The organism is Methylobacterium sp. Leaf85, from assembly GCF_001422125.1.
In the GTDB taxonomy this organism is placed as follows: Bacteria; Pseudomonadota; Alphaproteobacteria; order Rhizobiales; family Beijerinckiaceae; genus Methylobacterium; species Methylobacterium bullatum.
Window position 1 is genome coordinate 240374 of record NZ_LMME01000033.1, and the last position, 22882, is coordinate 263255.

At 66.1% G+C, this 22882-nt stretch carries 17 protein-coding genes and 4 pseudogenes; 13 read left to right on the forward strand and 8 right to left on the reverse strand.

What is annotated here, in order from left to right; translation table 11 throughout:
- Positions 1 to 21: 21 nt before the first annotated feature.
- The 4 genes and pseudogenes from ASF08_RS25080 to ASF08_RS20865 all read left to right on the forward strand — a co-directional run.
- Positions 22 to 183: pseudogene (locus ASF08_RS25080) on the forward strand (IS256 family transposase); the annotation flags it as partial.
- A gap of 1 nt (position 184) precedes the next feature.
- Positions 185 to 315: pseudogene (locus ASF08_RS26265) on the forward strand (IS256 family transposase); the annotation flags it as partial.
- A gap of 67 nt (positions 316 to 382) precedes the next feature.
- Positions 383 to 2239 (forward strand): putative bifunctional diguanylate cyclase/phosphodiesterase, encoded by a 1857-nt coding sequence (locus ASF08_RS20860; RefSeq protein ID WP_244474595.1) that lies wholly within the window; start codon positions 383 to 385, stop codon positions 2237 to 2239.
- Between the two features lie 705 nt (positions 2240 to 2944).
- Complete coding sequence (locus ASF08_RS20865) at positions 2945 to 3427, forward strand: hypothetical protein (protein ID WP_056149134.1); 483 nt, start codon at positions 2945 to 2947, stop codon at positions 3425 to 3427.
- A gap of 224 nt (positions 3428 to 3651) precedes the next feature.
- Here the strand turns inward: ASF08_RS20865 and ASF08_RS20870 are convergent, their stop codons facing one another.
- From ASF08_RS20870 to ASF08_RS20880, 3 genes are read right to left on the reverse strand one after another with little or no spacing between them, the layout of a single operon-like run.
- Positions 3652 to 4110 (reverse strand): Mov34/MPN/PAD-1 family protein, encoded by a 459-nt coding sequence (locus tag ASF08_RS20870; RefSeq protein WP_056149136.1) that lies wholly within the window; start codon positions 4108 to 4110, stop codon positions 3652 to 3654.
- Positions 4085 to 5806 (reverse strand): ThiF family adenylyltransferase, encoded by a 1722-nt coding sequence (locus tag ASF08_RS20875; RefSeq protein ID WP_056149138.1) that lies wholly within the window; start codon positions 5804 to 5806, stop codon positions 4085 to 4087. The genes ASF08_RS20870 and ASF08_RS20875 overlap by 26 nt, the downstream gene beginning before the upstream one ends.
- Positions 5806 to 7014, reverse strand: coding sequence for a nucleotidyltransferase domain-containing protein (locus tag ASF08_RS20880; protein WP_056149140.1), 1209 nt, complete (start codon positions 7012 to 7014; stop codon positions 5806 to 5808). Before ASF08_RS20880 ends, ASF08_RS20875 begins: the two co-directional genes overlap by 1 nt.
- A gap of 87 nt (positions 7015 to 7101) precedes the next feature.
- Between ASF08_RS20880 and ASF08_RS20885 the strand changes: the two genes are divergently transcribed.
- The gene (locus ASF08_RS20885) at positions 7102 to 8235 is read left to right on the forward strand and encodes an SAVED domain-containing protein (RefSeq protein WP_156629673.1); all 1134 of its coding nucleotides are present in this window, start codon (positions 7102 to 7104) and stop codon (positions 8233 to 8235) included.
- Between the two features lie 155 nt (positions 8236 to 8390).
- Here ASF08_RS20885 and ASF08_RS20890 read toward each other — a convergent pair whose 3' ends face one another.
- A complete protein-coding gene (locus ASF08_RS20890; protein ID WP_056149142.1) occupies positions 8391 to 9965 on the reverse strand; it encodes a tyrosine-type recombinase/integrase in 1575 nt (524 codons plus the stop codon).
- A gap of 113 nt (positions 9966 to 10078) precedes the next feature.
- Positions 10079 to 10564, reverse strand: coding sequence for a hypothetical protein (locus ASF08_RS20895; protein ID WP_244474599.1), 486 nt, complete (start codon positions 10562 to 10564; stop codon positions 10079 to 10081).
- Positions 10565 to 11951: 1387 nt separating this feature from the next.
- On the opposite strand from ASF08_RS20895, the gene ASF08_RS20900 reads away from it, so the two are divergent.
- From ASF08_RS20900 to ASF08_RS20915, 4 genes and pseudogenes are all read left to right on the forward strand, one after another.
- Positions 11952 to 12221, forward strand: coding sequence for a hypothetical protein (locus ASF08_RS20900; RefSeq protein WP_056149145.1), 270 nt, complete (start codon positions 11952 to 11954; stop codon positions 12219 to 12221).
- Between the two features lie 168 nt (positions 12222 to 12389).
- Positions 12390 to 12689 (forward strand): hypothetical protein, encoded by a 300-nt coding sequence (locus tag ASF08_RS20905; protein WP_156629675.1) that lies wholly within the window; start codon positions 12390 to 12392, stop codon positions 12687 to 12689.
- Positions 12686 to 13054, forward strand: a pseudogene (locus ASF08_RS26270) (relaxase/mobilization nuclease domain-containing protein); the annotation flags it as partial. The gene ASF08_RS20905 and the pseudogene ASF08_RS26270, both read left to right, overlap by 4 nt.
- A 487-nt stretch (positions 13055 to 13541) precedes the next feature.
- A complete protein-coding gene (locus tag ASF08_RS20915; RefSeq protein WP_056149150.1) occupies positions 13542 to 13757 on the forward strand; it encodes a hypothetical protein in 216 nt (71 codons plus the stop codon).
- A gap of 207 nt (positions 13758 to 13964) precedes the next feature.
- Here ASF08_RS20915 and ASF08_RS20920 read toward each other — a convergent pair whose 3' ends face one another.
- The 3 genes and pseudogenes from ASF08_RS20920 to ASF08_RS25225 form a co-directional block, all read right to left on the reverse strand.
- Positions 13965 to 14459 carry a helix-turn-helix domain-containing protein gene (locus ASF08_RS20920; protein WP_082473309.1) on the reverse strand — a complete coding sequence of 165 codons (495 nt, stop codon included), beginning with the start codon at positions 14457 to 14459 and terminating at the stop codon, positions 13965 to 13967.
- Positions 14460 to 15167: 708 nt separating this feature from the next.
- Positions 15168 to 15380, reverse strand: a complete 213-nt coding sequence (locus tag ASF08_RS20925; RefSeq protein ID WP_056149152.1) for a hypothetical protein — start codon at positions 15378 to 15380, stop codon at positions 15168 to 15170.
- A pseudogene (locus tag ASF08_RS25225) lies at positions 15377 to 15697 on the reverse strand (IS1 family transposase); the annotation flags it as partial. The pseudogene ASF08_RS25225 and the gene ASF08_RS20925, both read right to left, overlap by 4 nt.
- Positions 15698 to 15956: 259 nt before the next feature.
- On the opposite strand from ASF08_RS25225, the gene ASF08_RS20935 reads away from it, so the two are divergent.
- The 4 genes from ASF08_RS20935 to ASF08_RS20950 all read left to right on the forward strand — a co-directional run bounded on the left by ASF08_RS20935 (position 15957) and on the right by ASF08_RS20950 (position 22400).
- Positions 15957 to 17081 (forward strand): AAA family ATPase, encoded by a 1125-nt coding sequence (locus ASF08_RS20935; RefSeq protein WP_274534508.1) that lies wholly within the window; start codon positions 15957 to 15959, stop codon positions 17079 to 17081.
- Entirely contained in the window at positions 17078 to 17536 is a 459-nt protein-coding gene (locus ASF08_RS20940; RefSeq protein WP_056149156.1) for a hypothetical protein, read from the forward strand. Before ASF08_RS20935 ends, ASF08_RS20940 begins: the two co-directional genes overlap by 4 nt.
- Complete coding sequence (locus ASF08_RS20945) at positions 17533 to 19431, forward strand: hypothetical protein (RefSeq protein WP_056149158.1); 1899 nt, start codon at positions 17533 to 17535, stop codon at positions 19429 to 19431. Before ASF08_RS20940 ends, ASF08_RS20945 begins: the two co-directional genes overlap by 4 nt.
- Before the next feature lie 95 nt (positions 19432 to 19526).
- A complete protein-coding gene (locus tag ASF08_RS20950) occupies positions 19527 to 22400 on the forward strand; it encodes a hypothetical protein (RefSeq protein ID WP_056149160.1) in 2874 nt (957 codons plus the stop codon).
- Positions 22401 to 22882 lie beyond the last annotated feature (482 nt).

The window sequence follows — 22882 nt, forward strand, 5'->3', positions numbered from 1 at the left end:
CCCGAACCCGAGAGACCCCCGATGACCGTCGAGATGATGGCCCTGCGCGGGCTAATGGAGAAGAGCGCTGACGCCGATTTGCTGCGCGAGATGATCGGCTTTGCGGCCGAACGGCTGATGGAGTTGCAGGTGGGCGGCCTAACCGGGACGGCCCACGGCGAGAAGAGCGTCAAGCGGCTAGTCAACCCGCCTCATCGGAGCGATCCTGCTCGAACAAATGACGAATGGGCCGTCCAGCGGTCCCGCAACATGACGCTCGAAAGCATCGCCCCGATCGGCGATGATCCCCTTATCGGTCTGCTAACCCTGGGAGCTAATCAGGCTGGCCAAGTCGGTAACCGTGGCGGCTCCCTCAAGCTACACCACAATAGGAGATACGACCATGTCTCCTCATGCTGATCCTAGACGAAAGAACGTGTCGGATGACTGGCCAGCGAACATGACGGCAACGCGCAGGACCGGCCACGCGGAGGGAGGGCCGGATCCGACATCCCCGGGCATTGAACAGATCAGGGGTGGCGGAGAGACCGATCTCCTCGCCGTAAATGCCGATTTGAGGGAGCAGGTCCGGCTGTTTGAGGCCGCGCTACAGAACATGAACCAGGGTTTGTGCATGTTTGACACGGAATCCCGGCTCGTCGTGACGAACCGACGCTATCACGAGATCTTCGACATCCCGGCTGACGCAATCGCCCGCGGCATGACCCAACACGATATCTGCGCGATGCTAATTGCCCAGGGCTGCTACCCGCCCTCCGAGACACTGGAATGGATCGAGGAGGCTACCCGCGCCGCTCTTCAGTCCGACAACGGCCTGCCCATCTTGCGCGAACTCGCTGATGGACGCGTCCTATCCGTCCTCTATCGCGTGATACAGGGTGGCGGCTGGGTCTCGACCTTCGAGGACATCACGGAACAGCAGAGGAGTGCTGCGCGCATCGCCCATCTCGCCCACCACGACGTGTTGACGGACTTGGCCAACACCCGTGCAATGCGGCTGAAATATCTCGACCTCATCGAAGCCACCGATCCCGAACGGCCGCTCCTGGCCATGTGCTATATCGACCTTGATCGCTTCAAGTTCGTCAACGACACCTACGGGTACGCAACCGGAGACGAACTTCTGCAGGCGGTAGCCGTGCGCCTGCGCCGGAACACCCGCCGTGAAGATATCGTGGCGCGTCTCGGCGGGGACGAATTCGCCGTGATACATCGGATCACCGACGAGACGGATGCGCCGGCCATGGCGCAACGCCTCGTCGACGCACTGTCTCGGCCATACGAGATCTCCGGCAGTCTCATCGAAATCGGTGCCAGCGTTGGCGTCACCACGCGCCCGTTGCATGACGTCGACATCGATCCGTTGCTGCATGATGCGGACCTCGCACTGCGCCATGCCAAGGCCGAGGGCCGTGGCACCTTCAGCGTCTTCGACGTCGGCATGTCGGAGGCGGCCCGCGCCCGCCGCCTCATCGAGACCGAGCTGCAGGTGGCCCTGGCGGAGGAGCAGTTCGAGCTTCACTATCAGACCCTTGTAGACGCCGACGGAGGTCGGATTATCGGCGTCGAGGCGTTAGTTCGCTGGCGCCACCCCGAGCGTGGCCTCATCCCTCCGTTGTCCTTCATCCCCATCATGGAGGAGACAGGTCTCTTACTTCCGCTCGGAAACTGGATCCTTGAGCGTGCTTGCCGGGATGCCATGCTCTGGCCAGATCACATCATGGTTGCGGTCAACGTGTCGAGCGAGCAGATGCGCCAGCGGAGTTTTGGCGACACCGTGCTGGCGGTGCTGGCGAAGACCGGCCTCCCGGCACGCCGGCTGGAGATCGAGATCACCGAGAGTTCCTTGCTGGAGGAGAGCGAGGTTCCGCAGTCGAACCTCGCCGTGATCCACGATGCCGGCATCAGCATCGCAATGGATGATTTCGGCACCGGCTACTCGTCGTTGAGCTATCTGCGCCGGTTTCCGATCAATAAAATCAAGATCGATCGCTCCTTCATGAAGGATGCGGAGACGAGCGCTGACGCGCGTGCCATCATCCGGGCCGTCTCTGCCCTGGGAACAAGCATGGGGCTGACCACGCTGATCGAGGGTGTAGAAACCGTCCAGCAACTCGAATTCGCGCGATTGGAGGGCGTGGGCCAGCTCCAGGGCTACTTGTTCAGCCGCCCACAGCCTGAATCCGTCGTCACGAAGCTCCTCTATGACGACCGGCTACAAGCCGCATCGGAGCAATGAACCCCCGACTACAATGAGCGCGATCCGGGCACGTGAAGAGCCCATTCGAAATTCGCTGCTCTTCGAGGACGGCTGCAACCAACGGACGCCGCTTTCGCACTCCCCCGACGAGCGTCGCCTGCTTGAGCCGGATACGGTGCTCGCGATTGGTGAAACAATACCGATGCGAAGCCCGAGCTCTTCCTGGAAGCAGGCTTGTCGCGCGTCGGCCAGGCGGTCGTAGGGGGCGTGCGAGCCGACGACGGCAATGCAGTATCTACGCATCGCGCAGACGGAAGGGCCCCAACACCACGACGACAGTCGCTGGTCAATTCGCCGGGGTTATCTATGGAATCTCGGGCGGACAAGCGGAAGCCGTGGCGGGAAGCTCCTCCGCGAAATGCTGCGATCAACAATCCGAATGATGTGACAGCAAGACAGTATGCCGTCTTGCTGTCTGCAGGTTCATATGCGCCGAGATGGGCGGTCTCGGCGAGACCCGGATCGCAGGCTCAGTGCATGCGCTGGGAGTTGGGGCTCGATTGGCGCTCACGAGGGCGCCCCGGCATCGATGCCAATCGCTCACGTCGCATCACCCCCGCCGGGTATCACCGACTTAACAGTTTGCTGTCATGACAGCATGCCATCACTGATCGTGAGCATGCGATTGTGTCTGTAACCGACGGCCCTTCGACCAGAGCCCCGCCCTCGGGAAATCGCAAGGTCATGATCTACGTCCCGCCGGAGCTTCACCGGGCCATGCGGCAGGTTGCACTCGACGAAAATCGAACGGCAAGCGACGTCTACGGCGAAGCCGCCCAGACGTTTCTGACGGCGCGGGGTGTCCCGCCCATGCGCGCGCCCGCTCGAACCGCTGGAGCCAATCCCCAGAGCTCGACGATGGCCGACCTCGTGAAAGCGATCGAGCATCAAGGGCGGCGGATCGACGAGGTCCACGCATCGATTGCCGCCACCCGAACCGCCGGGAACGGCTCTGCGCCGGCAGGGACGAAAGCGGCCGGCGCCATGAAGCTCCTGCTCGGCATCCTGAAGGAGGCAGGCGCCGCCGGCCTCGGCCGCCGCGACTTGGCTGCGGCGATGTACAAGGCTGGGGTGAAGTCGGGCACCACCGAGGCCGCCCAAGCAGTCCTGCGCGGTGCCGGCGTGGTGCGTACCGAGCGCGGGCGCTGGTTCATCGACGGGGTCTGAGGAGGTGCCGGGCGGGGGCTAACCGGCCAAAAACCGTCCCGAGGGTTTCCCGAAAGTTGGATTGGACGCCCAGGGACGGGACCCGTCCGGGATTGATCGAAACGCACGAAATTCGTTCGTTCCCGAGGGGAATGAACCACCGAGATTCTAACTAGACAACCCCTAATGCGGAGGGCCGGAACCCAGGGCCCGGTGGATTCCCGAAGGTTTCCCCGTTCTGCCGCTCATCGGAGGAGCGTGACGGGACCGACGATGCCCGGCGTCGCGTAGATCTGACAGCCCGCCTCGATCCGGACGGAGCACCGGAGCCGGACGATCAACAGCGCGGCGAAGGTTATGTCGCGCTCCCCCGTCACGAGGTCGATCATCGATGTCACGTCCTCCGCGCTCGGCACCACGGGGAAGCTTGGATGGGAGTGCCACTCGCCGAGGTAGTTGAAGCGCCGGTAGTCTGCCCCCGTTCTCCGGAAGAACGCATCAAGGGCCGCACGGTGATACTCAGGGCTGCGCACGAAATGGGCCGCCGTGCCGCTGGTCTCGTCCACGGTGAACTCGACTACGCGGAAGCTATCATGCTCCAGTTGCTCGCCCATGAGGATCCCGCCGATCTCGCGCCGTCCGGCCCGGCGCAGATGGCGCCCGAGCTTGGCGCGCTGGTCAGGCGGCAGGCTGATCGTCGTCATCGGCCACCGCGGGCATCAGTTCCCGGATGAGGGTCAAGCTCTCTTCGATCGACGCGGCAGTCGTCTCGGGCGCCCATTCCGTCGCCCCCTGAAGGTCGATGGGCCATGTTTCGAAGGGCGCGGTGAACATCCAACCCGCCCGCAACGCGATGACGTAGGCCGGCGACGGAAAGATCGTGTCCGCGGCACGCGCAAGCGCATCCGTCGCGAGCCGTGCAAGGTGTGCGGCGACGACGCTGACTTCTGCATCGTCGGCCACCCAAGTCCCACACGGGCCGCCACCATACGGGTCAGCGTCGGGGTCGGCCTGCGCAGGAATGCCACGGGTCTCGAACCATGCCGCGATCTGGCTCCTGGCGGCCTGTGGTTCCGGTTCAAGGTCCGGCCTCACGCGCGCGACGAGGCCGCCAATCCCGCCGGCGAATACCTCGCCCCAGACCAACGGCCGGCGGTTCCGCAGAGCGACCGCTGCACAGAAATTAAACGCATGCGGGTCGGCCGTGGCATCGACGATCACGTCGCATCCAGCGAGCTCCGACATCACAGATTCGGTTGTGCCGGAGCTTTCCTGGCCGCCGAGGGGCACACGCCGCTTGGTCACCTCGACCTTGCCTCGGACGGCCGTCAGCCGGTCCGCGAGGGCGTCGACCTTGTGGACGCCGATTGCCGCCAGCCCGAGCTCGTTCCGAACGAGGTTGCCCGGCAGGAGGACGTCATCGTCGATCAGCACGAACCTCCCGATACCGGTCCGAGCAAGCATCACGGTGACCTTCGAACCCAGGGAGCCTGCGCCGACGATGCCCACTGTCTTGCCGATGAGGGCGTCGTATGCCTCGGGCAGTCGACGGCCCTGGTCCGTGATCGGCAGGGTCCGGTACTCGGCGCCGTTGCGCACGCCATCGTGGTCGTAAACGTGATAGGCGACCCAGTCACCCGGCGAGGCCAGGACGACGAAGACACCATCGCCTGGCGTTCGTACGCTCCTTCCATCCTCTTCGAGGCCGACCCTTCCGAGCATCGTCGCGAGTTGATCGACCGTCAGTCCGCGTTTCGCCGTATCAGGATTCAAGGACACGACGCGGGCCGGGTACTGGCTGGATCCGACGGTGCCCAGCTCCCACGCACCGACGACCGCTTCGCCGTCCATCGCCACGAGGGTCGATACGAAGGTGCGGGACCGCATCTTCTCGGACATGAGCGCCTCGACCGACGTTCCTTCCGGGATGGACGCGAGCCGCTGCTCCGCCTGTGGCATGAGGACGAACCGAAACGGTTGCCCCCGCGTCCTCTGCCCAAGCGTCGTGTGATGAGCCGACGGGACCCGTCGATTGCCCTCGCCCCGTTCCCCGGCAATCAGGCGGTGCGTGCTCTCGACTAGCATTGCGCCCGTGATGTCCGGCACCCAGTTGTCGGACCGGTATTCCAGGCACATCTGCCCGTCGGCGTACTGATGCCCAGAGAGGCGCCCGCCATCTCGGGGAACGACACGCGGCGGGGCATGGGGATGCAGCGCCGAGTAGGTCATCGTCATCGAGAACTTCTCGGCTCCATGTGAGACGTCGAAGTCGACACACAGGGCCAAGCCGTCTCCGACGTACCAACGAATACCGCTCAACCACCCCGCGCCTTCGGCGAGTTCGGCTATGGCGGCCTGCTCGAACCTGGCGCGGCCCGGATCGGTTATCCACCAGGCCATTACGGCTCACCGAACCCCTGCGGCTTCGATGGCGCCCGCTCCTTGTCCGGAAACGAGAAGCCGATGCCCGCTGGTGCCACCGAGGCCGTCTTCAGTAGCGGCGATCCGACCGGAGACTGCCGGCGTTGTCGTGCGCGCTCCGCGACCGCCTTGCCGACACCCTGACCAACTGCCTCGGCGATGACGATGCGATCACTGGCGCGCGCCGCCTGCTGGAAGTCATGGCGCGCCCGGGCGAGCCATTCGAAGAACGCATCGGCCCGCTCAGGGTGCTTTTCCCACTTGTCCGCAAAGTTCTCCAAGGGATCGGTCGGGTTCGCGATCCAATGCCGCCCACCCACAACAGCAATGTGTTCATCCATGCCGTTCAGGATAGAGACGAGGGCCCGGCCGGTCGTTTCCTCGCCGTTATAAGCATGCGCGGCGAGGGTCGTGATAATCACCGAGATCGGCTTGACCGCCGGACGATCCCGGAACGTCTCGTCGCGATGCCGTTTCAGGATCATCACAGCGGCCTGGAGAGGGGTCCGTACCTTGTAATCCGGGATTTCTTCGACGCTCGCATGAATACGCTCGGCAAGCTTGCGTTTCCGGCGTTCCAGGATCACCACCGTCCGGCTCCTGAACCAATCGCTGTACCCTTTTGGGTTGGAATGCGGCCAATGATCGGTAACGAACGGGTATGTCGGCACTTCATTATCGGTGATAGCGATCGCCGTTCCAGTCCAGCGCGCATCATGTCCGCTTTGTTCGAGGAAAAGGCGGACCGATTGGGCGTTCGGCAATGCCGGAACGATATCCATGTGGAACTGAGCACCGTCGGCGTATTCGAGGACCCAGCAGCGTCGTCCCTCGCCGACCGGTTTGATCATATTCTGAGCGTCGTGATAGGACTTGATTTCCTTCCCGAGCAGCTCCTTTAAATCTTTTTGACTGAGATGTGACTTAGAGATCTTCTTCAGTTCGCAGACGGAGTCGATGTCGTAATTCTCCGCCTCCGTCAACGGTCGGATAGTGGTTCCTAACCGGAACGAGCCCTGCACGTAGACCTGCGGTCCATACTCGCGGACTGTGGATGCATCCCTATGCAGCCATTCACCAAGAGACTTATAGCTACGCTCGGCCTGCTCATAGCGGCTTACGGGCACGCTCAACTCTTCGGCGAGGTCTTCCAGGAAGTCCTCGCTCTCACGCGTCAATGTCGCCAAGAAAACCTCCCGAATGCCTCGCCGACCCCAGGGCCCGCTTGAAGAATAAACCGTGAACATCTTATAGTCCGTCCCTGGAGGAACGCCATGGCAAAAACTAATATTCCCCATAAGACTCAGATCGAACTATGGTCGCGAAGCGCCGGGCGCTGCGAGTATCGGGGATGCAATCGTGATCTGGTAGGAGACCTGATCTCTGGGCGGGAGGACGGCACCTTCGGGTTTGTCGCCCATATCGTCGCAGACAGTCCCGAGGGGCCGCGCGGCGACCCGATTCGCTCACTTCAACTGGCGAAGGACAATAAAAACCTGATGCTGCTGTGCGCCACGCATCACAAGGGCATTGATGTCGACTACCTCGCTGACCATCCGGAGGATGTCCTTCTCGCGATGAAGGCGGAGCATGAGGATCGTATCGCCATCGTTGCCGGCATCGACGAAGACCGGGCTTCCTACGTAATCCGTTTCGCTGCCAGCATCGGCTCAAACAGCGCACTTGTCGATACGCGAGCGATTTTCATGGCGATGCCGCCTGATCGCCATCCAGCTGAGGGCAAAACCATCGATCTGGAATTGTCCGGATGCGACTACCAGGACCACGAGGAGCGATATTGGACGTTCCAGCGCGACAATCTGCGCCGCCTGTTCGCGCGCAAGGTCAAGGAGCGCATCGAGCAAGGTGAGGTTCGTCACCTCAGCGTTTTTGCGCTCGCACCGCAACCTCTGCTGATCGAGCTCGGGTGTTTGCTCGGGGACATAGTGCCGACGACAGTACACCAGCGCCATCGGGAACCTCCGACTTGGCGTTGGCAGGCCAGCCAGCCGACTATCACCTTCGAGACTACGGATCCGGGAAATCGCCCTGATGCGACGGTCGCGCTTAAGTTAGCGCTCAGCGCCACGATCAATGATGAGCGCATCCACGCCGCCCTGGGGCCCGATGTCGCGATTTGGTCGCTCACTGCAGAGAACGCTCACAACGATATCCTACGCCGCGCGGAGGATCAGTCTGCGTTCAAGGTGCAACTGAGGCAGCTCCTGAACCGCATCAAGACGGTGCATGGTGAGGAGGCGATCATCAACGTGTTCCCCGCCCTGCCGAACTCCGCAGCCGTCGAGGTCGGACGTGTGTGGATGCCCAAGGCAGATCTGCCGATGGTGATCTATGACCAGAACCGATCGGCCGGCGGCTTCATCAGGACGATCGAGATCCGGCCCTGACGCTGAACGGCGGGATGCGGCGGGTCGATCGGTCCGACCAAGCACTCCGGCAAGTCTGCTTCAAACGAAAATACCTGGGCCGTTGGTAGACGGCCCGCGAAGCGAGGTCCCCGGCAGCGGCCTTGCCACTGCCGGGTAAAGTTGTGGTCCCTGACCTATGCGATGGCTATCGCCGGCCTCCGCGGAACCGGGTCACCCCCGATGCGAGTACGGCCCCCAAGATCAGCCCGGATCCGCTCGCGCCGCCGCCGTTCGACTTGGCCAGGGTGCTCCCGCGCCGGCAGGCCACAGGGCACGACCACCTCAATGGTCGATGGGACCGCGATAGCGAAGGAGTGAGCTGCCTTCACCCCGTGCGACCACGCCAGCGCGTCAGCCGCCGCGTCCTGCCCTTCGAGGGTCCACTGGCCGTAGATCTTCACGGCCGTCTGCACCGACATGCCGAGGAGATCGGCCGCCGCCCTGACATCGACGCGGGCGATCCGCAGCCAGGTGGCCGCCGTATGCCGCAGCGTGTGACGCACCACCTCCTTGTCGAGACCGGCGTCGGCCACGACCGCCTCCCAGATCCAAACCGGAGTGGACGCGTAGGGCTCGCCGTCCAGCCTGTGCACCACCGCGGAGATGCCGGCCGCGAGATCCGACTTCCGCCAGCGCCCGAGCGTCGAGGCGACCTTGAGGGCTATCCGCGAACTCATGCGTGGTTTGCCCTTGGTCGGGTCCTGCCCGAAGCCGCGCCGGTGAATGAATCGTCCCTCCACGTCGATGCAGCCACCGTTCGCAGTGCACTCCCAGCGCAGGTCCCGGATCGCCTCGTCCCGAGTGCCGGTGTACAGCCCGATCATGAGGTACCTCCGCAACGGATTCCGGTTGGCGATGGTCTGCGGATCCCGGTAGACGTAGCGCGTCACCATCCTACCGCGTGGGCCCATGACCCGCTCACGCTTCCAGTCGCCGGTCTCGGCATCCCAGATGCGACCGCGGATGGCCCAGTACATCCGGGCCACCTCGGATCGCCGCAACCACCGCGTCCGTCCCTGCCCGGGCTCTGGCACCTTCACGTCGGGATGCCACGCGAGAGCGTGCTCCCCGGCGTAAAGCTTGACGGCCTTGCGTAGGAAATAGATGTCCTCCCTCGCGCTCGCCGGGCTGGCGTTCGGCGCGTCGGGATCGTCATCCCGATAGCGGGCGTCCCGCTGGCTAGACCTCCACTCGATGTACGCGTTGACCTCGGTCGTGGTGAGATCCTTAAGCGGCGCATTGGCGAAGAAGGCCGCGAGCGACGCTACGCGCGTTGCCAGCTTGCGATGCTTCTTCCACCGCCGAGCCTTCTCCTTGGCGGCGGTGGAGCGTAGGGACGTCTTGCGCGGGATCGGCGGCTTGCCGGGTGGCCGGTGGGCGTCGAGGAAGTAGTTGAGCGTCGCCGCGACCGGGACCATCCTCGGGGCGACGATGCCCCGCTCCCGCGCCTCCTTCTGGAGCTTGTAGAGATCCAGCGCCCTGCTCGCCTCCTTCCGCTCGGCCAGCGGCCGGCGCGTCGATTCCTCGTGCTTGCCGTCCCGAATGTACCATGTGAGCTTGGTGGGGTCCGTCTTGGAACGGCGCGTGATCAGGTGCGGCCCCTGCGAAGCTGGCCCTCGCGCGCAGTCCGGCTCCGGTATCGCCGCGGCCGAGGTCATCAACACGACACGCACGTCATCCTCGGCGCGCGCGAACGCGCTCCGTTGCATTTTCTCTCGCTTCATCGTACAAAAAGCCTACCTAAGCCGGCACGCGTGCCGGTGTTACGGAAGGCGGACGCGGGGCGATCTACCGCGAAGTTGAAGCGCCCCGTGTCCGCCGCTTACTGTCCCCCCACACCGATTGCGGTGGTCGAGACAGATCCTCTGGCAGCGCGTCTCGAACGCGCGCGCCCTCCGCCGAGCCTCTGAGCCTCGGCGATCTTCATCTGCAGTGTTGTAGTCACGGACGTCTCGTCCGGCTTACGCTGCTTAGGCTTCTCCCCGGCCTCATCGAGGCCCATCCGGCGGATCGCCATCGGAGTGGTGAAGAACTTCCCGGCCACCTTCGTGATGGTCAGGGTTCCATCGCGACCGGCTGTCCTCAGGGTGTTCGTGGTGATCGGGCCGTCCGGCCAGAACAGGGCTGCGGCCTCGGGCAGGGTCAGTAACTCATCGTCGCTCCATTCCATCGGGTTGGGCCTTGCGGCTATCCTGGCCGGAGCCCGGGGCCGCCGCTCGACCACGACGCCAGACGATCTCTTTTCGGCCAGGGTGTCAACCGCCTCAAGCGTGGCCATTTCCGCGCTTTCGCTTTTTGGATCAAGCACTTCCAAGAACGAGCCATCCAATCCTTGAAGGATAGGCTGCGCTTGGTTTGGACCCCGTGAAGAGACGTTTTCCGCGGGTGATGTCGGCCCGTTTGCGCTCTGGGGCGGGCTGCCGGAGAACTCTTCCGGCGAGCCTAATTCCTGCGTGATTGGAGGCTGGGCCTCCGCCAATTCGGAGGACGGATGGAAAGGACTGGCCGATTGATCCTTGCCTGTCTCGGACTGCGAAAAAAAAATGTCGCAGGGGCCTCCCTGGCCGACGGCTGCGCGCGAATCCTCATACAGCCCAGCTTTCTCAACAGGGCTCGCTGACCGAGTCCGCCCCTCCGATGCGGTCGTCGAAGGCGATGCGTGAGGCGTGTTCACCGGGTCCACGGGCGGGAGCCCTGGGGATGCCGCCGCAGGCGGCATTCTCTGGACGGCATCCCTTGGGATGACGGCCATGGCTGGCTTACCCCTGACTTCGAGCTTTCCATTGTCATGCCGCTGCCGTGCATCAGGTTTGGAGCCGCTGCCGGACGGCACAGTCTTCAGTTTGCCTCCTGGCACGCGCCCGCTTTTGGCTATCGGAGGCGGAAGTAGGCCGATCCGTTGCAGTGATCGTGTCAATCGGGAAAACATGAGCGTGCCTCGACCTCAGGTGGGTGGAAGCTCAAGTATCCCCGTACAATCCGGTTTGTCCAAATCTCGCATGTCATTTGCCGTGTGAGACGGCAGCACAAGCCATGGAGGTAATCCCTATACCGTGCTCATATCGTGTGTTTACGACAGCCAATGAAACGAATCGCTGCCAAATTCCTGTTCTGTACGCCGACCGACCAACGGTCCAATCTCGACTTGAGACCTGCGGCAATAGGCGGAACTGATAGGGGTAGGATTACAAGTACAGCAATGAACTATAGTTCTTACAATTTTATGCAAATATGCAAAACTACCCCGACTTGTCATCCCAACCTAAGAATGATTGGCATCCCACTGGGAATATGCGCGCGCAGTGCTTCAATTTCGCTCGATCGGGTCTAGGCCGATTCGCAGCGAAGGGCACACATCCATGTTTCGATGGTTTTTCCGGCGCTCACGGTCAACGGAGCCTGACAGGCCGGACGGCGGATCGCCCAATCCTGAAAAGCCCTCCGGCCAGCGCCCTCGACAGGCATCAGCCCCGTTCCTGCTCCCCTCCCTGGCATCGGCGACGCGGCAATACGCGCTCGACGTGGAAGAGGGCACCCTATCCCGGGTCCACCCCCGCGACCTCGCCCGCCTCTCCATGGCGATGGGGGCCGACCTCTGGGCCTGGCAGAGGGCTCGCCTCCTAACCGGTCAGCCGCCATGGCGAGCGAGCCCTGGTCACGCAGATGGAGACGAGCGCATCCGGGCGGCCGAGCAAATGCTCGACGACATCCCGACCTGGGAGCGGGCGATGATGGAGCTCGATGCCGATACGCGGCGGGCCGCGATCTATGGCAAGCCCGCGCCGCCGCCTCTGGCTGTGCCGGAACAGGTGATGCAGCGGATCGAGGCCCGGCGCGCCGCGGCGCTCGAATACGCCACCCGGAATCGACGCCGGCAGCGTTCCGACCAGGGCGACGGCAGTCTGCAACCCCAGCCGGAGGATGCCGCCCAGAACCCGCCGGCACCACCACCACAGCCGCTCTGACAGCGACGCACCACAACCATTCAAGAAACGACCCGCGATAAGATCATGAACGACATCAACTCAAAGCTGGGCCATGCTGCCGGCTCTCCCTCCTTGCTCGCCGTTCGTCTCAAGGGGCCGCGCAGACCGATAAAGCGAAAGGGCCTTTACGTCCGCTTCGTGACGCGAATGAGCGGCGAACTCAGCGAGGCGGTTGCGGCGGCGGCCCGCCGCGACGGACAAACCGCCGGTGCCTACGTGCGGCGCATGCTCCTCGATCACGTTGGCATGCACTCCCCGCAGGATGCGCGTAGCGGTCGCCCGGTCAGGAAGCCGGACGAGGATCGGGCGGCCATCGCCTCAGCCATCCGGGCGCTCGGCTCGCTCAGTGCTGCCCTCTCCGTCCGTGACGAGGCCGCCGCCCAAGACAGGCTGCATGAGGCACGGTCGCTCCTCATTCCCCTCGTGGTGCGCCGGCCCCCGGAATGATCACGGGCGCGACCCGGGGCACGGGCCATGGCGGTGCCCTGCCTCGCCACCTGCTCAAGGCGGAAAACGAGGCCACGCTCATTCCCGCCCGTGGCCTCGGCAGCTCATCCCTCGCCGAGCAGGTCGTCGAGCTTCTGGCCCAATCCGCCGGTGGCCGGACCGATAGGCCGATCTACCACGTGTTCTGCAGCCCCGACCCGGCGATTGCCGAGAACGCCGCCGCCCGGATCCGCTTCTGGCACCTCTTCGAGGCCGAGTTCGATATGGCCGGTCAGCCATATTGTGGGGTCGAGCATCGCAAGGACGGACGCCTGCACGAACATCGCATCTACGGCCTCGTTCGCCCTTCCGGCGCCGTCGTCTCCTTGTCCTGGGACTACGCCCGCCGGGAAAAGTGCAGCCGGATCGTCGAGTTCGAGTTCGGGATGGAGGCGGTCCCATCGAAGCACGCCCGGACGGTCGCGAGACGGTTGCGATTGGACGGTCGATCCGATGTCGCCGACTGGCTCCACGCTTCGGGGACCACGACGGGCAAGCGGCCGGTGGCGCACCTCACACCCCAGGAGCGGCTCATCGGCGAGCGCACCGGCATCGCCCTCGACGACGTCAGGCGGGCGACACTCGCCGCCTGGCACGAGGGAGCGGACGGACCGGCCTTCCGGGACGCGCTGCGAAGGCGCGGTCTCGATCTGCGGCAGGGTCGTGTCGGTCCCGTGGTCGTCGATGCCGGCGGCACGGCGCATCTCGTGACCCGCATCGTCGGCGCGGCCTCACGCCGCTTCGATGGCGAACGAATTTTGGCTGCGACCGTGCGGGCACGCCTGGCCGGTCTGGACCTACGAGGAGTGACCGATGGAGAACGAGATCATGCAGCGCCTCGCGGCTCAGGAGCGCCTGCTCTACGCGATCCTGGCCTCGCTGGCCGATCCGGAGACGGAGGGATCGGGATTCGACGATCTGGTGGAGACCCTGTCCGACCTGACGATGGAGGTGGCGGACGTGACGGAGGCCGTGCGGGTCCTGCGTGGGAGCGTCTGCGGTCGGCCTCCGGTGACAGTGGTGCCGTGATGCGCCGAAGGCTGAACGGACTGGACATGGCGCGTGGGCGTCACCTCGACGCTGCAGCGCGGGGGCGGCAGGCGACGGACCGCATCAGCGACGCGGCCGATGCCAAACGGAAGAGGGCCTTGGCGTTGTGGGGGCTGACCGATATCTGGGGCGTCCCGTTGGAGTAGATGCTGTCCGGTTGCTCGCATAGACCGTCGACCTGTGCGCTCAGAGCCGCGCTTGCGGTCCTGCCTCTTTCGACATCGGCAGGGGTGGCTGCGCTCCTGCGGCGATTGCCGTTTCATCTCTCTGAGCCCCGCTCCCCGAAGCGGCATCGGCGCGCGCCGTTTTGGCGATCTCGGCGACAGACGCGATAGCGCGGAGAGCCGACAACATGCCCTTACGAATCTCAGGGCTCACCGAGCTATAAATCTGGACGACCTCCGCCGCCCCGGAGATATTCAAGAAGCCCAGCACCTCGCTTGCCCCTTCGGATGTATGCTCCCCGTATAATTCCGAAACGCTCACCTCCAGCAGTTCAGCCATGGCGTGCATACGAGAGGCCGGGATGCGGTTAGCCCCATTCTCGTACTTCTGTTGCTGCTGGAATGTCACGCCGATCGCATTGCCAACAGCCGTCTGAGATAGCCCCTTGGCCTTCCGAAGCAGGGCGATCCGCGTGCCGATTGTGCGGTCCAATTCCGTCGTTCTCTTCGTGCTCATGCCGACCTCCAGACACCGCTATGGCGCTTCATGTTCGCGATGGCGCAGGCCATACACTAACTCCCACGTGTGTATGAAATTGCACACAAAGATCCGCTGACCGGTCGTAAGGAAACGAAGGAAACACGCCGCCTCAGGGCGTGCGGATTCCGGCTGATCTCTTGGAAGCAGTCGAGGCGTATCGAGCGGCGCAAGATCCCGCTCCGACGCCGCTCGGAGGCGATCCACGCACTTCTCCGCGAGGCCGTTGTATGGCGCGACCTGCTCCACAACGGCGACTAGGACCTGTCATCGCCTGAACGGGTTGGAGGGGCTCGCGTTTTTGTCTTTCTGATGCAGAAGGGACGATGCTAGGCGATGCGCAATGGTCTGAACTGGAGCCCCTGCGCCGCGCCAGCTTGCGATACTTCTTCCATCGCTTAGCCACTGCCTTGTCCGCGGCGGAGCGCAGGGACGTCTTGCACGGGACCGGCGGCTCGCCTAGCGGCCGGGCGGCATTGAGGAGATAATTGACCGTCGCCGCGACAGAGACCATTCGCGGGGCAATGATGCCCCACTCCCGCGCCTCCTTCTACAGCTTGTACAGGTCAAGCGCCCTATCGGCCTTCTTCCACTCCTTCATGGGCTGACGCGTAGATTCCTCGTGCTGGTCGTCCCGGATGGAGTAGATGCTGTCCACTCGTTCGCGCAAACGGTGGTGTCTCAGTTTTAATTTTTCTTAACTAAAGGATTTGCCTGTCGTCTCTCGGATGCAGCGCTGACGATCTTGGCGAGCGTTTCAGCGTCAATCAGTAGATAGACCTTTTCGGCCGAGCCATAGGCCATGTGACCAATCACATGAATGCCCCCGCCCATCGTTGTATAAACCTCTTCAAGCTCAACTGGGCGATCTTCACCCTCGTCGCCGATCCTGATTTTCATGCCACTTCCCGCTTCTTGTAAGGCCCGCGCTTCCCCGGCGTAGGCGCAGCGGCCTCTACCAGCGCCGCTACGTCTTCCATGCTCCAAAACCGATCCGACACGCCAGCGGCCATCGCCCGGCTCATCCGGTGCTTCTTGTGCATCTTCACGAAGTTGTACCAGACCGTGTAGAGCGCGACCATGTGAGCGTGGTTCTCGAACTTCTTCGAGAAAGCGTTTGAGAGGCGGGTGAACCGCTTCATTTGCATCCGCATCGTGAGGTTCTGACGTTCGACGTAGGACGTGGAAACGTGCGCCTCATCGGGTGAGCCGGTCACGGTGGTTCCGCGCCGGAATTCTTGACTTGCGCGATGGCCTCGCCTTCGACGTCCAGCCGCTCGTCTTCCTCGACCTCGAATGCTGCACGCCCCTGAAAGCACTTTCCGAGGACCTGCCGCTGTCATATCGGCTACGCGTACATACCGCATCTGGGCTATCGCGAGGTCTTCGGGTTGAGATCTTCGGAGCGAGCGCTGCCGAGGACCGCCGCATCGTACAACCGCGTGGGAGGCTAGGATCGAACCCATCATCGCACGCCTGGAACGCGCCATCGCCTGCGCAGCGAGCGGCCTCGTCGGTCGCCGCCACCTCGTCGAACTGGTCCATCTCGCCCTGGTGGCGCGCGAGCACGTCCTGCTCATCGGGCCGCCGGGCACGGGCAAATCCGCCCTGGTGCGGGCCTGCGCCGCCGGCACCAGGGCGCGCTGCTTCGAATACCTGATCGGCCGCTTCACCGAGCCCTCCGAACTGTTCGGGCCTCTCGACCTCGAAGCCCTGCGCGCCGGCAAGGTGCGGCCCGACATCGCCGGCATGCTGCCAGAGGCCGAGTTCGTCTTCCTGGACGAGGTCTTTCTCGGCTCGACCGCGATCCTCAACGCCCTGCTCGGCGTGCTGAACGAGCGCCGCTACCGGCGTGGCCATTTCGACACGGCGGTTCCGCTGCGCTGCTGCGTCGGTGCCAGCAACGCCCTGCCGGAAGATACGGCGCTCGCCGCCTTCGCCGACCGTTTCCTCATCACGTCATTCGTGGACCCGCTGGCCGATGCCGACCTCGAAGCTCTTCTGGCCGGGCCGGCCACGGGGCCGGATGCCGAGGCCGAGCCGCCCCTGACCCTCGCGGAGATCGACGCCCTCGCGGACGCCGCAACGCGGATCGACCTCTCCTCAGTCCGTCCGGCCTACGCGCAGGTGGTGCGCAAGCTGCGCGCGCGCGGCGTTCGCCTCAGCGACCGGCGCGTGGTCCGCGGGCAGTCGCTCATCGCCGCCGCCGCGCTCATCGCCGGCAGAGCGGAGGCCGAGGCCGCCGACCTCTGGCCGGTGATCCACCTCGTCCAGGACCGGATCGCCCAGGACGAGGCCCGCGACCTGCTGCGCGTCGAACTCGGCGCGGCGGCGAGCCGGATCCTGCCGGAGGCTGCCAAGGCGGCAGGCTACGGGCCGACCGCCCGCGCTGCGGACCTCGCTCGGGAGGGCGAGACGCTGGCCGGGGCGGCGCCCGACGACCGCGCGGCGCCTGCCTTCGAATCCTGGCTGGTGCGGGCCGAATCCTTTCTGGCGCAGGTGGACGCCGCCTTCTCGGCGGAGGCGCGCCCGCCTGCCCTCGCGGCCGCGCGGGACAGTCTCCTCGCCCGCTGCGGAACACTGTCGGGACGCGCCGCTTGACCGATCCGGGCGTCGCTGCCCTACCTCTGCGGCTCGTGCCCATGGGGAACGAGGGCCGGCCTGTAGGTCTGTGCCTGACGCGGGCGGATGCCGCCGTCCTGCTCGGCCGGATCGCGCCGCGCCTCGCCCGCTACGCCACCCTGCGCCTCGCCCTTGCGGACGGCGTGGCGGTGCTGTTCGCGCCCGAGGCTACCTCGGACGAGACGCCGCTGCCCTGGTGCGCGGCGCCCCTCGGGTGGCTGTCTGCCGCCGGGCCGCTGCTGCTGCCTTTCGGCACTCGCCTGGACGTGCCGGCACCCTGGTGCGCCGAGGTGGCACGCCGCCTGCTCGACCGGAACGGCCTCGCCGGCCCGGCGCTCGTCGTGCCCGAGGGCGACACCTTGCGCCTCGTAGACCTCGCCGGATCACGCGCGCTGCCCGACATTGACGCAGACCGCCTCGGAGATCAGGCATGAGCGCGCCGAAGAGCGTGCCCGCCGTGCCGGCCGCCCTTGCGCCCTGGGCGGTGCTGTTCGCCGGGATGCCGGAGCCGGACCTGCGGATCCTCGCATCCCTAATGGACGCCCTGCGCCCGCTCCTCGACCGAGCGGACGGCGCCGGGGCGCAGCCACAGGGCGAGATCGACGGGCTCGGCGGCCTCGGGAGCCGTGGCGGGATCGAGCGCCTCGTAGCCTCCGAATGGCTTTGGCGCGAACTCGACCCGGACGCCTTCCTGCAACGCGCCGCCGCGCGAGATCTGTTGACCCTGGAGCCGGTATACCGCCAATCGACGGAGGCAGGCGTGGTCCTGGTGGTGCTCGATGCGGGGCCGGACCTCCTCGGCGCGCCCCGTCTCGTGGCCCTCGCGGCTTTGCTCTGCCTATGCGACCTCGCCCGGCGCCGGGGCGCGCACCTGCTCTGGACCTCCACCGCCGCGCCGGAACGCGGTTGGAGCGCGGGGTTCGACCGGGCTGACATCGCGCAGCTGCTACGGGAGAGCGCGGCGGTGGCCCTCGACGCGGCGGAACTTGACTGGCTTCTCGCCGAGCCGGCAGCGACTCGTGCAGTATCGCGCCCAGGCGCGAGCCTCTGGCTCGTGGGCGGTACCGGTCTGCCGGAGGGACCGCGCCGGGCCAACCGGATCACCATCGCCGAGCGGCCCCGCCTCGACCCGGCCGGCCTCGCGGTAGCGGCCGAGGTCGCGGTGACTGGGCCTTCGGGCGGTGCGGCGCGCGCCCGCCTCGACCTGCCGCCGGAAGCCGAGGCGGTAGCACTGCTGCGTGATCCGTTCCGCCCACGCACCGCGCCCGGTAGCGCTCACTACCGATCGGCGAGCCCGAAGCGGGACGACGCCGCGCCCGCCTGGGCGCCCACTGGCTTCGCCTTCACGCCGGGTGCGCAGCATCTTCTGGTAGCGCGGCGCGATGGCATCCTCGTGTTTCCGCTCCTCGGTGAGCGCACCGCCCGGCACATCCCGATCGCGCATCACGATCGCCTCGCGGGCCTCCATGTCGGGCCGGAGCGGATCAGGGCGGTCTTCGTCACCGTTTACCTGGAGGAGGCCCGCATCCGCCAGAGGAGCTGGAACTTCGCCGGTCGCCCGTTGGGAGCCTCGGTCGACCTGAGCGTTCCCCGTGATCACCCCCTGGCGGCCACGCGCTTCCCGAGGGCCGCACTGCCGTTCCTCGGAATCCTCAAGCGCCGCGACCGCTGCTGGCTCCTGGCTCCGGACGGGGCGCCCATCCTGCTCGCTGAAGGCAGCGCAACCGATTACAAGGCGCTCCGGGGCACCACACCCTTCACGCTCACGCCCGGCGCCCTGCTGACGCGCGATCGCACGGGCGCCGTGATAGCCCGCCGCCGCGCCGACGGGCATGTGCTGGCCCGCTTCCCCGCCGAAGCCGTCCCGGCGACACGGGCCGGCGCGCTCGACGTCCTCACCGGCAGTTCCCCGCCCATGCTGGCCGCCGAGGATGAGGACGGCACGTGGCAGCTGACGAAGGCCTGTGGCGGAGAGGTCCGCTGCGTCTACCCACACGGACGCATCGTCGGCTTCGCCACGGTCGAAACAAACCGCGGGGCAGGCGAGCATCTCGCCGCTCTGCATCGCAACGAGGACGGCCTGACGTTCCGCGACCTCGACGGCGCAGCGCTCGCTGACCCGATCCCGCTGCCAGCCGATCACTTCGACGTTGTGCGGATCGCCGCCGGCCCGGGCGCCAAGTTCTTCGTTGCCGCCGCCCGCCTCGATCCAGACGGCTTCGTCGCGACCCTCGCGCTCCGATCCGTCGCGGGCATGTCCGACGACATCTGGCGTTATCTGCCGAACGTGAACGAGTTCACGGAGACGATCCCGTGCCTCGACGCCTAAAACCATCGCCACTGCCGGGCGCCCGTGAGCCGCTGGCGGATCTGGCTCTGCGCGGCTGGATACATACTGGCACGATACCGCTCGACGGCGTACTGATGGATCGCAACCGCGTCGGGCCCAATTGGAGGGATCGCGTCCGCCCCTGGCTCGACCACGCGGCCGAGGCGCGGGCGCTCGGGGATCTCGTCCTCGTCCTGTTCGCGCGGCCCCTGTCACGGGATTGCGCCGCGCTCGGTCCCTGCCTGCCGGTGGTGCGGCGCTTCGGCCTGCTGGCCACCGCCCCCTTCGCCGAGCCTGAACCTGCGCTCGCCGAGGCCCTGCGCGAACATCTCGTCCACGTGGTGGCAGGCCGCCTCACCGCCGTGCCGCTCGGCGACTTCATCGGCCTCGACGTCGCTGGCTGGTGGGCGCTCGACGGCATTCGGGTCGTCCCGGCCGAGCGCGTCCCGACCCTTCGCCCGGCGGCCCCAGCTCCCCGCCTCGCAAGCGCCCCGACCCTCACGGCCGGCGCGGAGCCCTTCGCACCAATGCGCGAGGCGCTCGCCCGACGTCCCCGGCGACGGCTCCGGCACGCGATCGGCGATCTTGTCGCGGGCGCCCGGCGCTGGGTCGGCGGAACGTTCGGGTTCCTCTGGGAGGCCTACATCGTCTTGCTCGTCCTGACCGTGGCGGGCGGCCTGGTGTTGGAGTTCATCGAGAGCATTCGGACGACGACGGAGGCGAACTGGGGCAAGATCCTGCAGCCGCTGGTCGTCGCGTTCGTCGTTGCGTTCGTCGTCGCGTGGTTGGTCTCCCACCGCGCCGGTAAGGGGTTTCCCACGGCACTGGTGGAGACGGTTCGGGGCGGCGCGCCGGCCGCCGACTCCCTGCGCGATCCGTTCTGGCGAAAGGCGGCAGCGTGGCTGGCATGGCGCTCGCCCTATGCGGGGCATGTGCGCCGGCTCTATGCGCGCCGCCTCACCGAGGTGGAGCGCCTGTTCGCCGCGGGCCGGATCGAGGAGGCCCTGCACCGGGCAGTGGGGCTCGCGCCCCCGGCAAGCCGGACGGCCACCTTCGCCGATCTCCCCCTCACCGGCCCCGGCCTGCGCGAGAGCCTTTCGCTCGATCTCAAGCCGCAGCGCCCCTCACGTCTTGGCCTCGATCCTGCCGACGAGAGGCGCCTGCGGCAGCTCTACGACGAACAGGCCACCGCGCTGCGGGAGGCGGGCGACATCGAGCACGCCGCCTTCGTACTGGACCAACTCGCCGGGAATCCGCACGCGGCAGTGCAACTCCTCGCGGAGACCGGGCAGGTCGAGACCGCAGCCCGGCTCGCGGAGGCGCGACGCCTCAGGCCGGGCATCGCCATCCCGCTCTGGTTCAGGGCGGGACAGGCCGAACGAGCACTGGCGCTGGCCGCCCGCCACGATGCTCATGAGGAGCTGTGGAAGGAACTCCCGCCCGGCGATCCGTTTCGTCCGGTGCTGGCCGAGGCCTGGGCGGAGCGTCTTGCCGGAATCGGCGCCTTCGACCATGCCGCTGCTCTCGCCTTCGGCCTTCCGGCGCTCACCGGGCGCCGCGAGGCTTGGATCAGGCAGGCGCTCGCCGCCGGGGGCCAACCCGCGCCGGAATCCTTGGCGCGGGCGCTCCGCGCCTTGCCCTGGGACGCGCAAAGCGCCGACCCGCTCTACGCGGCCTTCGTGGAGCTTCTGATCGCACCGGGCCTGTACGGCGCGTCACGGCGGGTCGCGCTGGCTGCGCATTGGCTCGATCCGGCATTCGAGGGTGGTCCCCCCCGGCCACCGAACCCCGCCTTCGCTCTCCTCTGTCGCGGCCTCACCCGCCGGCTCGCCGTGGATGATGGCGCGCTGGGGCACGATCCGGAACGCGCACGGCTCGCCGGGCGCCTCGCCGAAGCCGGGGGGCAAGTCGCGCTCCGCCAGCATCTCCGGCGACTTCAAACCCGGCCGCCGCCCCTCGGCCAACCAGCGAGTGGCCCGATTACGATTCCCGATGGTCCAGCGCTCGCCGAGATCATGGACACGGCTTTGCTGGCGGGTGGACGGCTGCTGGTGGGCTATCGCTCGGGGTTGGTCCGCCTGCTCGGCCGGGGCGGGCGTGAGCGTTGGCGCGGTCAGATCGAGGGCTTCATGGGGTTCGCGACCCTCCGCGCAGGTGCCCGGGCTTTTGTCCTGCGACAGACCCTCGACGGTCCGGCGCTGCTCCTCCTCGATTCGGATGCCGGGCGGCTCACCCCGCTCTGCCGCCTGCCGGTCACGCACTGGCAGGCCCATGCAGACGAAACCGGCTGGCTCGTCTTCGACCGGGACGGGCTGGTGCGCCTCGACACCGCCTCGCTGTTGGCATGCGGCGGGGCTGGCGGGGAGGTATCGGTGCCGGCCTCCCGGCCCGCCCACCATTGGCGTCTGCCCATAACCGAGCCCGGACGTCCCGTGACGCTCGCATCATTCCCGGACGGCTGGTACGTCGTTTATGCCCGTCACGACGGTCTCATCGAGTGGTGGAGCCTCGCCCGAAGAACGCTCGCGGTCTCCTGCCGCTTCTGGACGTCACCCCCTTGCGCGGATGGGGACGTGCTCGGGCTGACGGAAGGCGTTGCCTGGGCCTTGCAGAACGCGGATACGAAACCGGTCCTGCGCGCCTACCCGCACGTCTGGACACCGGCGACACGGGAGGCCGAGCACAGGCTGATGGATGAGATGGACCACGCCGAACCACGACCCGTGCCACGCCTCGCGACCATGGAGGGAGGCCACCTCTGGGCCGCAACCGACATCGCGGCCGGCGCGGTCTGGGCGGATGTTGTTGGGGGAAATGGGAAGAGCGGCCCGACCGTGAGGTGGCACGGTAGCCGAAGCCTGCGCACACGCTTTGCCCTAGACGGCACGGCGGCGGCGGTGTTCGACGAGCGCGGTCGCCTCGTCGTCCTCGACCCACGCACCGGACAGATAGCCCTGCGCCTGCTCTGAGCACCGGAAGCGGCACTATGCCTGTCCCGAACGAGCCACACGTGCGGGTGGAGCGAACTCGCGGGATCGAAGAAAGTCGGCCTCCTCGGTGTCGCTCGCGCAAAACCGTCTCTAGGGTCAGAACTCAATCATCCTGACCGTGCTGGGGGCCGCTTGCGACACATCGCTGATCCTCAGAACGTCCGCTTCGAGGCTGTTTAGGTGGACGCTCACGACCGGGTTGGGTGGGGAGCGGACCCTGGCCCTTCGCCCTGAAGCGGACGTTCCGCCTGCGACCGATTGCAGACTAATTGCAGGGTGGGGGTAGAATTACGCTTGATGGTTCTGGGAAGACCTTTGACGCCTGATCCGAGGCTGGGTAGTCCCAATCCAGTAGCGCGAGACCTAAGGCTGTCCAGCGCCCGAAGGTCCGGCCATCGAGAATGACCTCGATGTATCCGTATTCTGCCAGGGAACAGATTGCATGCTCTCCCGCTGATATG